This is a genomic window from Rhizobium sp. GW821-FHT14E12 (assembly GCF_058803745.1).
Genome location: NZ_JBXAPH010000010.1, coordinates 1 through 14,803 on the forward strand (window position 1 = coordinate 1; position 14,803 = coordinate 14,803).

Sequence of the window (14,803 nt, forward strand, 5' to 3'; positions counted from 1 at the left end):
AACCAAATCAGAAGACCTTTAGAGAATCCTTTTTCCTCAACAATTCAATCCAATAGAAACCATATGCGATTCCCCTGGTGACGATGGGGAGTAGGCGTTGCCGTAGGGAGAGTGCGCGGGGATAGTGATTCTTCCTTGCCGGTGTGCGCGTCTCAAATTGCTGTTTCCATCCTTCGCGCCCAGATTGCGGCAGTGCGGGGGGATTGGCCGTATTTCTGCTGCGCTGCGGCGACGAAATCGTCTTGACGGGCTCCACTTCACAACCCTTAATAAACTGATCTGCTGGACCAACCAGTGGACCGGAGGGTGCGATGGACGAAAGTCCGATCTTAAGCGAGGTACCGAATATCGCGCGAAGCCTCGCCCGCCGGACGGCGCGTGACGTCATCGCCGAGAAGCTGATGGTTCTGATCGCCACCAACATGTTGCGGCCGGGCGACGAGCTGCCGGGCGAGCGCGAACTGGCCAATGTTCTCCACGTCAGCCGCGAAACGGTGCGCGGTGCTATCCAGACGCTTGCCGGGCAGGGCATTATCGAGATTTCGCATGGCAGCCGCAGCCGCGTCTGCAAGGTCGATCTCAGCCACATTACGGTGACGATCGCCTCTCCCAACGCCATCGACAGCTACGATCTGGAATCGGTTCACGCAGCGCGTCTCCATATCGAACTCAAGGTCGTCGGCGATGCCGCCGAACGGATCGATGAGGCGACGCTGGCAAAGCTGCAGGCCCTGTTGGAGGCGCAACGCCTCGGCGGAGACGATGCGATGCGTTTCCTGATCTGCGACCGCGAGTTCCATGTTGCGATCTATCGCGCCTGCGGGAACCCGCTTCTGGCTGCTTTCGTCACCGATCTATACACCTACATGATGCACTACCGACGCAACGCCATGTCCAAGCCGGGCGCTATCGAGGCGAGCTATAGCGATCATCTCTCCATCTTCGAGGCCCTCACGCGGCATGACCGGGAGGCCGTCGTCGCGGCGTTCGAACATCATCTGACCCGCATTTACGAAACGACCAGAATTCTGCTGGCCACCGACAAGGCGGTTCAAGCCAGCGAGCATGAGGAGATCTGACTGATATGCATGTGATGGTTATCGGGGCGGCCGGCATGATTGGCCGCAAGCTAGTGGAAAAGATCGCTCTGGAAGCGGAAGTGCTTGGCCGTGGGATCGACAAATTGACACTCGTCGATGTCATTGCGCCGCCGGTGCCGGCCGCACTCGCATCCATTTCCACCGCGCTGACGGTCGATCTCTCCGATGCCGGTGCTGCGGCCAGCCTTTCCGGCATGCGGCCGGATCTGATCTTCCATCTCGCGGCGATCGTCTCCGGCGAGGCCGAGGCGGATTTCGATAAAGGCTACAGCACGAATCTCGATGGCACGCGCTCGCTGTTTGAAGCCATCCGGCACGAGGGGCAGAGGGAGCCATACAATCCCCGTGTCATCTTTGCCTCGTCCATCGCTGTTTTCGGGCAGCCCTTTCCGGACAAGATCGGCGACGATTTCTTCACGACGCCTCTGACGAGCTACGGCACGCAAAAGGCGATCTGCGAACTCCTGCTTTCCGATTATTCGAGGCGAGGGATCTTCGACGGCATCGGCATTCGCCTGCCGACGATCTGCATCCGGCCCGGCAAGCCCAACAAGGCAGCCTCCGGCTTCTTCTCGAACATCCTGCGCGAGCCTCTTGTCCATCAGGAAGCCGTGCTGCCGGTGGACGAGAGCGTCCGGCACTGGTTTGCCAGCCCGCGTTCCGCTGTCGGCTTTTTCATCCATGCCGCGCGCATCGATAGCAGTAGGATCGGGCCGCGCCGAAATCTCACCATGCCCGGCCTGTCCGCGCTTGTCGGCGAGGAGATCGAGGCTCTGCGCCGCGTCGCGGGCGAGAAAGCGGTCAAACTTATCCGCCGCGAGAGCGACCCCGCCATCCGCTCGATCGTTTCGGGATGGGCGACGGATTTCGATGCGCGGCGCGCGACCGCACTCGGTTTCAGGGCGGAAACCAATTTCGATGAGATCATCCGGATCCATATCGATGATGAGCTTGGAGGGAATATCTGAGATGCCGCAATCCGCAGCCGCACAAAGAACCCAGGTCGCTCTCGTCACCGGCGGAGGCACCGGCATCGGCCGCAGCATCGCCAGGGCGCTGAGCGCGGAGGGTTATGTCGTTGTCATCACTGGCCGCCGCAGCGATGTGCTGGAAAAGGCCGCCAGCGAACTTGCAGCCGAGACCGGCGCTACCGTGCGGGCGATCGCCTGCGATATCGGCGCTGCCGAGCAGGTCGCTGACCTCTTCGGCAAGGTCAAAGCCGAGTTTGGGCGACTTGATCTTCTCGTCAACAATGCCGGCAGCGGCGCTCCGGCGATCCCGCTCGAAGACATCACCTTCGAACAGTGGAGCGGCGTGGTTGCGGCCAACCTCACCGGCGCCTTTCTTTGCACGCAGCAGGCTTTCCGGCTGATGAAGTCGCAGGAGCCTCGCGGCGGCCGTATCATCAACAATGGGTCGATTTCGGCGACGACGCCAAGGCCGAATTCCGCCCCCTATACGGCGACCAAGCATGCGATCACCGGCCTTACGAAATCGACCGCGCTCGACGGACGGCCATACGATATCGCCTGCGGCCAGATCGATATCGGCAACGCCGCAACCGACATGACCGCGAGGATGAGTTCGGGCGTGCTGCAGGCGAATGGGGAAATCGCCAGCGAACCGACGATTTCCGCCGAGCATGTAGCTCGCGCGGTCGTCTATATGGCGGGCCTGCCGCTGGAGGCGAATGTCCTGACCATGACGGTGATGGCGACAAAGATGCCGCTCGTCGGCAGGGGATAGAATAGTGAAGTAGAATTGGCGCGCGTTCTGGCGGTGACTATCCCGGAGGAGGGGACGACCGGCAGATGGGGGTCAAAAAGGGGACAAGTTCTGGGGAGGGACTTTTATGGCAGGTGTCGAGTTTGTCGATGTCAGGAAATCATTCGGGGCGTTCCCGGTCATCAAGGGCGTAAATATCGAGATTGCCGACGGGGAGTTCGTGATCCTGGTCGGGCCGTCCGGATGCGGAAAATCAACGCTTCTGAGAATGCTGGCCGGGCTTGAGAATATTTCCGCCGGCGAGATCCGGATCGGTAATCGTGCCGTCAACGGGATCCCGCCGGGCGACCGCGACATCGCGATGGTGTTTCAAAACTATGCGCTCTATCCGCATATGTCGGTGGCGCAGAACATGGCTTTCTCGCTGATGCTCAAACGCTCGCCGAAAGCCGACATGGATCAGCGGGTCAACAAGGCCGCGGAAATCCTGGGCCTTACCAAACTTCTCGACCGCTATCCGCGTCAGCTCTCGGGCGGCCAGCGCCAGCGTGTCGCCATGGGTCGGGCGATCGTGCGCGATCCGCAGGTCTTCCTCTTCGACGAGCCACTTTCCAATCTTGATGCCAAGCTCCGCGTCGCCATGCGCGCGGAGATCAAGGAGCTGCATCAACGCCTTGGTACCACGACCGTTTATGTCACGCATGATCAGATCGAGGCCATGACTATGGCCGACAAGATCGTCGTCATGCATGACGGCGTCGTCGAGCAGGTGGGAAAGCCGCTCGATCTCTACGACACGCCCGCCAATCTCTTCGTTGCCGGCTTCATCGGTTCGCCGGCTATGAACATGATCAAGGGCCGCCTCAATTCGGAAAATGCCAGCCAGTTCATCGCGTCGGACGGAACCATCCTGCCCGTCGCGAATCCGCCTGCCAGCGCAAAGGGCCGCGATCTCGTCTATGGGCTGCGTCCGGAATATATCGCGCTCGACCCCAACGGTCTGCCGGCGGAAATCACCGTGATCGAACCGACCGGCTATGAGACGCAGATGATTGTCCGGTTTGGCGGTAGCGACGTCAATTGCATCTTCCGGGAGCGGATCGATGCCCGACCCGGCGATATGCTGCGCATTTCCATCGATGCGCCGCATGTCCATCTCTTCGACGCCGAAGGCGGGCAGAGATTGAGTATCTGATGCCGCTTCAACGGTGAACTGGAGGAAGAGGAGTCTTCCTGCTCACCCGTCGATGCGGAGGCATCCGGCAGGTTCGGATGCGAGGTCGTCGTTCACCAAGCGGGAAGGTGGGCGCCGGGGGATTGGCTCCCGTTTTCAAAGGAGGAGAATATCATGACATTCAAGAGACGTGACTTTCTTGCCGCATCGGCGGCGGTAGCCGGTATCGCCGGCCTTTCACCGCTCGGCATGCGCCCGGCCTTCGCCCAGGCCGAACCCACCTACACGCCCGAAAAGGGGGCCAGTCTCAGGCTTCTTCGTTGGACGCCCTTCGTCAAGGGGGACGAGGATGCCTGGCTTGCCAATACCAAGAAGTTCACGGAGGCGACTGGCGTCGAGGTTCGTGTAGACAAGGAGAGCTGGGAGGACATCCGGCCGAAGGCGGCCGTCGCCGCCAATGTCGGTTCCGGTCCCGACATGGTGATGTGCTGGTTCGACGATGCTCACCAGTATCCGGACAAACTGGTCGACCTGACCGAACTTGCCACCTATCTCGGCAACAAATATGGCGGCTGGTATGACGGCCTGCGCGGCTATGCAACCCGTGGCGACAAGTTCATCGCCATGCCGCTGACCGCGATCGGCAATGCCGTCGTCTATCGCGACAGCCATGTGAAGGCTGCGGGCTTTAGCGAATTCCCCAAGGACACAGCTGGGTTCCTTGAGCTTTGCAAGGCAATGAAGGCCAAGGGTACACCCGCCGGTTTCCCGCATGGCAAGGCCGTCGGCGACGGCAACAACTACGCCCATTGGCTGCTTTGGAGCCATGGCGGCAAGATGGTGGACGAAAGCGGCAAGGTGACGATCAACAGCCCCGAGACGCTGGAAGCCATCCACTATGCGAAGGAGCTTTATGCCACCTTCATCCCCGGCACGGAAAGCTGGCAGGACATCAACAACAACCGGGCCTTCCTTGCCGGACAGGTATCGCTGATCGCAAACGGCGTGTCGGTCTATTACGCGGCCAAGAAAGATCCGAAACTCGCCGAGATCGCGGCCGACATCCGAAGCACAAACTTCCCGATCGGTCCCATCGGCAAGAGCGTCGAGCTGCACCAGACGAGTTCGTTGCTTCTCTTCAGCCATACCAAATATCCGGAAGCAGCCAAGGCCTATATCAAGTTCATGATGGAAGGCGACCAGATGAACGCCTGGCTCCAGGGATCGAGTGCCTATTGCTGCCAACCCCTGAAGGCCTTTGCCAACAATCCTGTCTGGACCGCCGATCCGGTGCATGCGCCCTATGCCCGGGCTTCGGAAACGCTGCGTCCGAACGGCTATGCCGGTCCACTGGGCTATGCTTCGGCAGGCGTGATGGCCGATTACGTGCTCGTCGACATGTTCGCCGCCGCCGTGACCGGCCAGATGACGCCGGAGGATGCGATGAAGGAAGCTGAGCGCCGGGCGAACCGTTACTACAAGGTTTGATCCCGCGCGAAGATCTGCAGCATGCCGGTGACGGCATGCTGCGACCGCCCATCAGGAGATACTACCATGTCGACCGTGACTTCCGGGGATGCGACGCGCAGTCCGATCAGATCGCTCATGCGGAACAACAATATGCTCGGCTTCCTCTTCATGTTGCCGGCGGCCATCTTTCTCGTCTGTTTTCTCACCTATCCGCTCGGACTTGGGGTCTGGCTCGGTTTCACCGACACGCGGATCGGGCGCACGGGCAATTTCGTCGGATTGGAGAATTATGAATTCCTGGCTCAGGACTCCGTCTTCTGGCTGTCGGTCTTCAATACGCTGCTCTACACCTTCGTGGCTTCCATCCTGAAATTCGTGCTCGGTCTTTGGCTGGCGCTGCTTCTCAATCAGCATCTGCCGTTCAAGTCGTTCTTCCGGGCGATCGTGCTTCTGCCCTGGGTCGTTCCAACGGTGCTGTCGGGATTGGCATTCTGGTGGATCTACGATGCCCAGTTTTCCATTATCTCATGGTCTTTGATGAAGATGGGCCTGATCGACAGCCCGATCAATTTCCTCGGCAATCCGATCAATGCGCGCATCTCGGTCATCGTCGCCAATGTCTGGCGCGGCATTCCCTTCGTGGCGATTTCGCTGCTTGCCGGTCTGCAGACCATTCCGGCTTCGCTTCAGGAGGCGGCATCCCTGGATGGCGCCACAAGCTGGCAGCGTTTCCGTCATGTGACGCTGCCGATGCTGACGCCGATCATCGCCGTGGTGATGACGTTCTCGGTGCTGTTCACCTTTACGGATTTCCAGCTCATCTATGTGCTGACCAAGGGTGGTCCGGTCAACGCGACGCATCTTATGGCAACGCTGTCCTTCCAGCGCGGCATTCCCGGCGGTCAGCTTGGTGAGGGTGCGGCGATCGCCGTCGCAATGATCCCCTTTCTGCTTGCCGCCATCATGTTCAGCTTCTTCGGTCTGCAACGCCGCAAATGGCAGCAGGGCGGACAGGACTAAGATCGGGAGAACGCCATGAACACCAAAGCCAATACAGCCAATCCGGTCCTGACCGACAATGTCGAAGGCATGAGCTATCTCAACCGCCTGCCTCGGCGGATCGTTATGCTTTATCTGCCGATGGCGGTCTTCGTCTTCGTGCTGCTGTTTCCGTTCTATTGGATGGCCATAACGGCCATCAAGCCGAACGCGCAGTTGACCGACTATGACAATTACAGCCCCTTCTGGGTCGTCGAGCCGACGCTCGATCACATCAAATACCTGTTCTTCGAGACCTCCTATCCAGGCTGGCTCTGGAACACGATATTGGTGGCGGTTGGATCGACGGCTCTGTCACTGCTCGCCTCCGTTTTCGGCGCCTACGCCATCGAGCGCATCCGTTTCACCGGCTCGCGTTCGATCGGGCTGCTTATCTTCCTGGCCTACCTCGTTCCGCCGTCTATTCTTTTCATTCCCCTGGCCTTCATCGTCTTCAAGCTGGGGATCTACGATTCCAGGCTGGCTCTGATCTTCACCTATCCGACCTTCCTCATCCCGTTCTGCACCTGGCTGCTGATGGGCTATTTCAGGTCGATACCCTTCGAGCTGGAAGAAAGCGCGCTGGTCGATGGCGCCAGCCGGTGGCAGATCCTCATGAAGATCATCCTGCCGCTTGCCGTGCCGGGGCTGATATCGGCTGGTATCTTCGCCTTCACGCTCTCCTGGAACGAGTTCATATATGCGCTTACCTTCATCCAATCCTCGGAAAACAAGACCATTCCGGTCGGCGTTCTGACGGAACTGGTGCGCGGCGATGTCTTCGAGTGGGGTTCGCTGATGGCCGGTGCCCTATTCGGCTCGTTGCCGGTCGTCATTCTCTATTCCTTCTTCGTCGACTACTACGTTTCATCGATGACGGGCGCGGTGAAGGAATGAGGAAGGCCGACAGGAGCAAAGGCGCAGGTTTTGCTCCCGAGCCCCGGATCTAAGTGTCGGTGCTCGTTTATTATGCAAGCCCATCACCCGCCGGCGGCGGTAAGTTGCCGGCGGGTTGTCTCTGTTTGGATGGAAGGTGGTCTAATTGAGTGGGGGAATTTCAACATTAGGTACGACTATGGTTGTTTAAGTATAGTAGCGCAGTATAATTTAATGGATAAATTACATAATATTATATGCCCCAGATGTTCATCTGCAATTATTCTCGGGAGTATTGATGAGGTTTACGCAATGTAAACCATATTGTCCCAGAAATGTAGCATCAGGTGGAGACCGGGGTGTGGGCGCATGATTGAGCGCCCGGAAATTTCGGGATGATTGAGGGTCGGCAATGTCAGGCCCTCATCCGGTGCAACGTTCCCTTGCCCTGTTTGCCGCTGATGCTTGGCGCCAGCAGCAAAAAATCAAAATCTCGGGTGGGGAACCTTCATGGCAAGTCTGAAAGCATTCGGCATCGTTACTCGCTTGGCGGCAGGATTTGGTTTCCTGCTCCTTCTGATGATCGGCCTGACATTTTATTCAACCGGTCAGGTCGGGAAGATCGATCATAATCTCGGATTGATCAATGACATCAACAGCGTAAAGCAGCGCTACGCTATCAATTACCGAGGCAGCGTTCATGACAGAGCAATTGCGATCCGGGACGTAACGCTCGTGACATCGGCGGAGGAACGACAGGCTGCTGTGAAGGTTATTGAGAAGCTCGCCTCGACTTATTCGGAAAATGAAAAAAAGATGGCGGAGATGATCGCTTCGCCGGCCGGTGCTACGGCCGAGGAGAAGACGATCCTCGACGAAATCGCCGGAGTTCAGGCCAAGACCAATCCGCTGGTTGCCGAGATCATCGGGCTTCAGGAAAAAGGCGATGGAGACGCAGCCCGCAAAATCCTTCTGGAGCAGGCCAGACCTCAGTTCGTCGCCTGGCTGAAAGCGATCAACAAGTTCATCGACTATCAGGAGGCCCTGAACAAATCGATCGGAGGCGAGGTTCAAAGCGCTGCTGGCGGCTTCCACTCGCTTGCTCTGACTGCGCTCGGAATTGCTATTCTCCTGGCATTCGTAGCGGCTGCATTTACGGCGCGCTCCATTACCGGGCCGCTACACAAGCTCCAGAACTCATTGCGGTCGATGGCGGAAGGCAACATGGAGGGCGACCGCAAGCTGGAAAAGCGTGGCGATGAAATCGGTATGCTGGCCCGCGCCGTCGCCGCACTTCGGGATGCAATCTCCGCCAAGGCCGAGCGAGACGCGGATACCGAGGCGACGCGGGCCATTGGCGAACGCAAGAGGCTCGAAGCCGAGGCTGTGGAACGCAACACTCTATCGGAACAAACCAATGCCGCTGTGAATCAGCTGGCGGACGGCCTTCAAGGGTTGGCGAGTGGCGACCTGACGCGCCAGATTACGAACCCGTTCATCCCATCGCTCGACCAGTTGCGCGTCGATTTCAACCAGGCCGTGGAGAGACTGCGACTGGCGATGCAAAAGGTCGCCGAGAATGCGAGCGCCATTGCATCGGGTGCCCAGGAAATTCGCTCCGCTTCCGACGATCTTGCGAGGAGAACCGAACAGCAGGCTGCCTCGGTGGAGGAAACAGCTGCGGCGCTGGAGGAGATCACGATAACCGTTTCCGGGTCGAGCAACCGTGCGCAGGAAGCCGGTCATCTCGTGCGCAAGACAAAGGAAAGCGCCGAGCACTCCGGTCGCGTCGTGCGCAGCGCCGTCGAGGCCATGGGCAAGATCGAAACGTCGGCGACCGAAATTGGCAATATCATTGGCGTCATTGACGAGATCGCCTTCCAGACCAATCTCCTCGCGTTGAATGCGGGGGTTGAGGCAGCGCGCGCGGGCGAAGCGGGAAAAGGCTTTGCCGTCGTTGCGCAGGAAGTGCGCGAGCTTGCCCAGCGCTCGGCAAAGGCCGCGAAAGAGATCAAGGACCTGATCAACACGTCCAATGACCATGTCCGAAACGGTGTCTCCCTGGTCGGCGAAACCGGAAAAGCGCTGGAAGAGATTGTCGTCCAGGTTCAACAGGTTGACGGCAATGTCGGGGCGATCGTGGAGGCGTCGAAGGAACAGGCGACGGGGCTTAAGGAAATCAACACCTCCGTCAACACGATGGACCAGGGTACGCAGCAGAACGCTGCTATGGTCGAGCAGGCCACGGCCGCGGCCCATAGCTTGGCATCCGAGGCCGAAGCCTTGTTTCATCTGTTGTCGGAGTTCAGAATCGGCGCCCAAATCACCTCCAATCGCGGCAAACCCGCCACCATTGCCGCTGCCAGCACAATATCGAAGCCCGTCGCGTCGCCGGCGCGCCGGCTTACCGCGAAGCTGGCGACCGCTTTCCAGGGGAACGCCGCTACGTCGACCGGAAGTTGGGAGGAGTTCTGATGGCGACGAGTGCCTCCAGCTTCAGCGCAACAGCGGAAGCAGTTGATCTCCTTGCCGCTTGATCTCGGACAGGTACGGCGTGTCGGAAAGCACGAAATGCGTGATGCCCAGATCCTGATATTTGCGCAGCGAACGGGCGACGTCATCGGCAGACCCCACCAGCCATGTGGTGCCGGCGCCACCGCCGCCGAATTTGCCCGGCGCGGTATAGAGGTTGTCGTCGAGGACGTCGCCGCGTTCGTGCAGATCGAGCAGCCGGCGCTGGCCAACCGCGATGGACTGCCGATGGTCGTTCCAGCCGGCGCCCTTGCTCTTGGCCATCTCGGCGACCTTCGTCTCGGCGTCGGCCCAGGCCTGCTCCGTGGTATCTCGGACCAGCGTGGTGATCCGCAACCCGTACTCCAGCGGCGGGAGGTCGCGATCCAGCGCCTTGCTCAGCGCCTTGAGCCGTTCGATTCGCTCCCGGACGCCGTCGAGCGGTTCACCCCAGAAGAGCTGGACATCGGCCTCCGTGGCAGAAACCCGCTCGGCCGCCTCCGAGGCACCACCGAAATAGAGCTTGGGATGCCGGCGGCTTCCGCGAGCCTCGATGCGCGGCACCACGGTGGATTCGGTGACCCCGAAATGCTCGCCCGTGGAAGTGACGTTTTCTTCGGTCCATAGCCTGCGAACCAGCCGCATGAACTCCCTGGTGCGGGCATAGCGGTGCGCCTGATCGCCTTCGCTGTCGCCATATGCGGCGAGGTTATCCAGACCCGATACGATGTTGACGCGCACCCGCCCGCCGCTCAGCTGATCCAGCGTGGCCGCGGCGGACGCGAAGTTCGCCGGCCGCCAATAGCCCGGGCGGATCGCGATGAGCGGTTCGAAGGTCGTGGTGCGCGCGGCGAGCGCGGCCGCCACGGTGAAAGTGTCGGGCCGGCCCCAGCCGGTGCCGATGAGAGCGCCTTTCCAGCCGTGTTCCTCCAGCGCCTTCGCATGGGTGGTCAACGTCTCCAGGCTATTGTGGTTTTCAACGGTGGCATCGCCCCGGTGGCCGGCTTTCACGTCGTTCGGGATATACCAGAGAAACTCGGAATTGCTGCTCATGTGGTGGGCCTGCATTTCTAAAAGTTGGGTTTGGTCGCGCGTCCTATCGAACGCGCATGCCGGCCGCCTCATCGTAGTGAAGTGGCTTGTCGAATTTTGTAAGCGGTGCCTCGGGCACGGAGCCGATGGTCACGCCATGCGGCCAATCCGGCGGGCATATGGCGATATAGCGGGCATAGCCGCCCAGCCCGCCGCCGAACTTCGGATAGCCGATCGCCACCAGCGCGCCGGTTTCCGGGACCTGATCGAGGTTGGCAACACCCTCGGCTTGCGCATAACCATTGTGCATCAGCCAATGTTCGCCCTCGAGATTGGGCGTGGTGTCGGTATCGAGCGGCTCGTGGCCATGAAAGAGGATCTTGCGCTCCAGATGAAGGAATTTCAGCGCGTCCAGACTGACGCCGGGAAAGGGCGTGGTGGCCGAAAGCGCAGGATCCGGCCATTTCTTTGACCAGCCGGAGCGGACGAAGACGACCGACCCTTCCGGGATCGTTCCGTGCTTCGCCTCGAAGTCCTTGATGTCGGAGACCTGCAGATGATAGCCGGGATCGGTCTTGACCCTGTCCTCGATGGAGATGACGACCAGCGGCCGCACCGCGAAGGTCGCCGGCAGTTCGTCGATTGCGGCATATTCTGGCGCCCAATGGGCCGGTGGATCGAGCTGCGTGCCGAGCTGATCCGTCGTCAACAGGTAGCTCGTCGCTTCGAAACCATGCTTGTCATAGGTGTAGACATCACCCTTTTTGGCGAAGCCTTCCAGATCCGCACCAGCCTTTGAGGGTGCAAAGGTTGAATTGCCGAAACCCGCCCAGACGGGAATTTTCGGGGTGATCGTATGGGTCAGATCTACGTATTTCGCGCCCTTGAAGGCGTCGTTATAGACCTTCCAGAGCCCTGGTTCATCGGCCCGGGCACCCGCCATAACCGAGAAAAAGCCCATCCCGGCCGCTACGGCAAACCGTGTCACAAATCGCGTCATCGATAATCCCCCTTTTACCTTGATCTACGAACAGCGCGGTCACTGCAAACCTCACCGCCAACTGACCTCCGATGGTTTTCCCGAAACAGGACGAAGTCAAGAAAACCTCCTCAAGCCGGACATCGTGCCAGCGTCAGGTTGCGTTTGTCGGTTCGATCCGTCGCCGGCAAAGGTCGGGTCCGCGACAGATGCATGCCCAACTTATAGCTATCGGAGACTGTGGTAGTCTATAAAAGTTATGGACTTTCCGATGGCTTCAGACGAAGAAATTTGCTGATATGAGACGATCTGTGAAAAATTCAGGTCCGACGACATGGGAGGGGCCGATGGCCCAGGAAATACGGACCTTCCATTGTTCCTATCGTTTGCAAAGGACCGACCGTGACGCTCTCCATCCTGACACCTGAATTGGCCAAGCAGTTCGCCGGCATCGCGCTTGGTCATGTTCAGCGTGAATATCCCAACAACCTCGATCACGCGCTCTCGGGACCGGAGGACGCCCGTACGCCGCGCGATCTGCATCCGATCTTCTACGGCAGCTATGACTGGCATTCCTGCGTGCACAGCTATTGGCTGCTGGCGCGCCTGCTGCGCCGGTTTCCCGAACTTCCGTTTGCCGCCAGCGTTCGCGCCCTGTTCGATGAGCAATTCGTTGCCGAGAAGGTCGCCGCCGAATGCGCCTATTTCGCAGCACCGACGGCGCGTGGCTTCAAGCGGCCCTATGGCTGGGCATGGCTGCTGAAGCTCGCGACGGAGTTGGCGTTGCTGGATGACCTGCGCTGGTCGCGGGCACTTGCGCCGCTGGCGCAGGTCATCGCGCAGCGTTTCCGTGATTTCCTGCCGCTCTCGACCTATCCCATAAGGGTCGGCACCCATTTCAACACGGCCTTCGGGCTGAGGATGGCGGCGGATTATGCCGCAGTCACACAGGATGCCGCGTTGGCGGACCTTCTCGTCGACACGGCCAGGCGCTGGTATGGCGCCGATGCTGATTGCCCTGCCTGGGGAGAGCCGAGCGGCGACGAATTCCAGTCTTCCGCCCTGGTCGAGGCGGAGTGCATGCGCCGCCTGTTGCCCGGGAAAGATTTTCTGCCGTGGTTCGACCGTTTCCTGCCACGGATTGCGGAGCATGAGCCGTCGACATTGTTCCGACCGGCAACGGTCACGGATCGTACTGATGGTAAGATCGCCCATCTCGACGGGCTGAATCTCAGCCGGGCCTGGTGCTGGCGCTCTCTGGTCGCCGCTTTGCCCGCGGACGATCCCCGCCGTGCCATCATGCTGGAAGCGGCCGACCATCACTTGGCCACGGGCCTCCCGCACATCGCTTCCGATTACATGGGTGAGCACTGGCTTGCCACCTTCGCCGTGCTCGCGCTCGAGAATGAAGTCTAGGCGAGAGAGGGCAAAAAGGGTCGGAGCCATTTGATGGCGTGATGACTAGGCACGACAGAAAAGAAAGAAGGGCTCTCGGCATAGACCAGAGCCCTTTAAGTTTGAAGGTCAAACCTCCAGAGGGAACAGCCAACGCAGCGAGACCGGGAGGAGGGAAACGCCGATCGCGTTGACTGTGCTGATAATGCCTCCGCCGCGCTTCAAAGGCGACATATGGACCGACCTATTTTGCGTCTTGATTTGACATATATATCTAATATTTAGCGGAAACTTGAAAAATGCGGGCGTCGCGCCTGGAGCCTTTTGGCCTGAAGCATCAGGCCGGTGTCGCCTGCTGTTCCTGTTCCACCAGCAGATCGGCGTGATGGGCTCGCGCCACGTCGGGATGGGAACGCAAGCGTGACTTCAGCACGTTGCGCCCGACCTCGCGGAACAGGGGATTGAGCGGATCCCGCGTGACGCCGCGCACCTCCGTGGCGAGCGCCGGCGGCAGGTCGAGAAGCGGGATGCTCGCGGCCAGATTGGCGCCGAGGAAAAACGGGATCGACAGACGATCGCCGCCGGCGGGTGGCGTGACCACGCGATGGATATTCGCTTTCAGATAGCCGTTCGATGCCAGCTCGAGCAGTTCGCCGATATTGACGACGAAAGTGCCGCGCACCGGTGGCGCATCGATCCAGCCGCCTTTGCCGTCATCGACCTGCAGACCGCCCACGACATCCTGCAACAGGATCGTTACGAAGCCACCGTCCTTGTGCGCCCCGACGCCCTGATCACTCTCGGTCTGATCGCGGCCGGGATAGCGCACGATCTTGAGCAACTGGTTGGGGCCATTGCTGTAGATCGGCGAAAAGACGTCCGGTTTCTGGCCGAGCGCTTCCGAGAATGCCTGCAGGATATTGATGCCGACGGCCGTGACCTTGTCGATCCATTGGAGCACGGCCGGCCGCAATTCGGGCAGTGACGAGGGGAACTGGTTCGGTCCGATCAGCCGCTTCCACGGTGGATCGCCGGCGGCAATGGTCAGCTTTTCGCGTTCGGCGCCGAAATCTACCTGCTCGCGCCAATCCTGGGATCCCCGCGTATATTCGAAGCCTGCGCGGTTGTAGCCGCGAAAATGCGGCGACTTGCGCATCTCGATTTCGAGCTTCCTGTCTTCCGGCAAGGAGAAGAAACGACGCGCAAGTGCCGTCAGAGCGTCAATTTCCTCCTGCGGGATGCCATGGCCGGTGAGATAGAAAAAGCCGATGCTGCGAGACACCTGGCGCAGTTCATCGAGTGCCTGCGTGCGTCCAGGATGATCCGGCGCGAAACGACTGAGATCGATGACGGGCAATGTTCTCGTGGGTTCAGGCATTGATGAGGTTCCTTCGCTTCTGGCGCGTCTCACGTTCAGGCTGGTCGCTGTCGTGACGAAAGGATCAGGCCGGGTATGCGCGAAATCGTACGGCTTGGGATCGACAGCGCGCTGGCTGCATCACC

The 14,803-nt window shown here is 59.9% G+C and carries 12 protein-coding genes; 9 read left to right on the forward strand and 3 right to left on the reverse strand.

Annotated elements, in window-relative coordinates; genetic code table 11:
* The first annotated feature begins 311 nt into the window (after nt 1-311).
* The 8 genes from AC1RO0_RS26750 (at nt 312) to AC1RO0_RS26785 (ending at nt 9,858) form a co-directional block, all read left to right on the forward strand.
* On the forward strand, nt 312-1,079 hold the full coding sequence (locus AC1RO0_RS26750) for a FadR/GntR family transcriptional regulator (RefSeq protein WP_498595590.1): 768 nt from the start codon (nt 312-314) through the stop codon (nt 1,077-1,079).
* Between the two features lie 5 nt (nt 1,080-1,084).
* Entirely contained in the window at nt 1,085-2,068 is a 984-nt protein-coding gene (denD, locus tag AC1RO0_RS26755) for a D-erythronate dehydrogenase (protein WP_498595591.1), read from the forward strand.
* Nucleotide 2,069: 1 nt separating this feature from the next.
* Complete coding sequence (locus tag AC1RO0_RS26760) at nt 2,070-2,846, forward strand: SDR family oxidoreductase (RefSeq protein WP_498595592.1); 777 nt, start codon at nt 2,070-2,072, stop codon at nt 2,844-2,846.
* Between the two features lie 106 nt (nt 2,847-2,952).
* On the forward strand, nt 2,953-4,020 hold the full coding sequence (locus tag AC1RO0_RS26765) for an ABC transporter ATP-binding protein (protein ID WP_498595593.1): 1,068 nt from the start codon (nt 2,953-2,955) through the stop codon (nt 4,018-4,020).
* A gap of 153 nt (nt 4,021-4,173) precedes the next feature.
* Nucleotides 4,174-5,487 (forward strand): ABC transporter substrate-binding protein, encoded by a 1,314-nt coding sequence (locus AC1RO0_RS26770; protein ID WP_498595594.1) that lies wholly within the window; start codon nt 4,174-4,176, stop codon nt 5,485-5,487.
* A gap of 66 nt (nt 5,488-5,553) precedes the next feature.
* Nucleotides 5,554-6,489 (forward strand): carbohydrate ABC transporter permease, encoded by a 936-nt coding sequence (locus AC1RO0_RS26775; protein WP_498595595.1) that lies wholly within the window; start codon nt 5,554-5,556, stop codon nt 6,487-6,489.
* Nucleotides 6,490-6,504: 15 nt separating this feature from the next.
* Entirely contained in the window at nt 6,505-7,404 is a 900-nt protein-coding gene (locus AC1RO0_RS26780) for a carbohydrate ABC transporter permease (RefSeq protein WP_498595596.1), read from the forward strand.
* Between the two features lie 489 nt (nt 7,405-7,893).
* Nucleotides 7,894-9,858, forward strand: coding sequence for a HAMP domain-containing methyl-accepting chemotaxis protein (locus tag AC1RO0_RS26785; protein ID WP_498595597.1), 1,965 nt, complete (start codon nt 7,894-7,896; stop codon nt 9,856-9,858).
* 21 nt (nt 9,859-9,879) lie between these two features.
* Here the strand turns inward: AC1RO0_RS26785 and AC1RO0_RS26790 are convergent, their stop codons facing one another.
* Both AC1RO0_RS26790 and AC1RO0_RS26795 read right to left on the reverse strand, forming a co-directional pair.
* Nucleotides 9,880-10,947: an LLM class flavin-dependent oxidoreductase gene (locus AC1RO0_RS26790; RefSeq protein ID WP_498595598.1), complete on the reverse strand. Its 1,068-nt coding sequence runs from the start codon at nt 10,945-10,947 to the stop codon at nt 9,880-9,882.
* 43 nt (nt 10,948-10,990) lie between these two features.
* Entirely contained in the window at nt 10,991-11,926 is a 936-nt protein-coding gene (locus tag AC1RO0_RS26795) for a cyclase family protein (RefSeq protein ID WP_498595599.1), read from the reverse strand.
* Nucleotides 11,927-12,307: 381 nt separating this feature from the next.
* Between AC1RO0_RS26795 and AC1RO0_RS26800 the strand changes: the two genes are divergently transcribed.
* Nucleotides 12,308-13,321, forward strand: a complete 1,014-nt coding sequence (locus AC1RO0_RS26800) for a DUF2891 domain-containing protein (protein ID WP_498595600.1) — start codon at nt 12,308-12,310, stop codon at nt 13,319-13,321.
* A gap of 316 nt (nt 13,322-13,637) precedes the next feature.
* Here AC1RO0_RS26800 and AC1RO0_RS26805 read toward each other — a convergent pair whose 3' ends face one another.
* Complete coding sequence (locus AC1RO0_RS26805; protein WP_498595601.1) at nt 13,638-14,678, reverse strand: isopenicillin N synthase family dioxygenase; 1,041 nt, start codon at nt 14,676-14,678, stop codon at nt 13,638-13,640.
* Nucleotides 14,679-14,803: the final 125 nt, after the last annotated feature.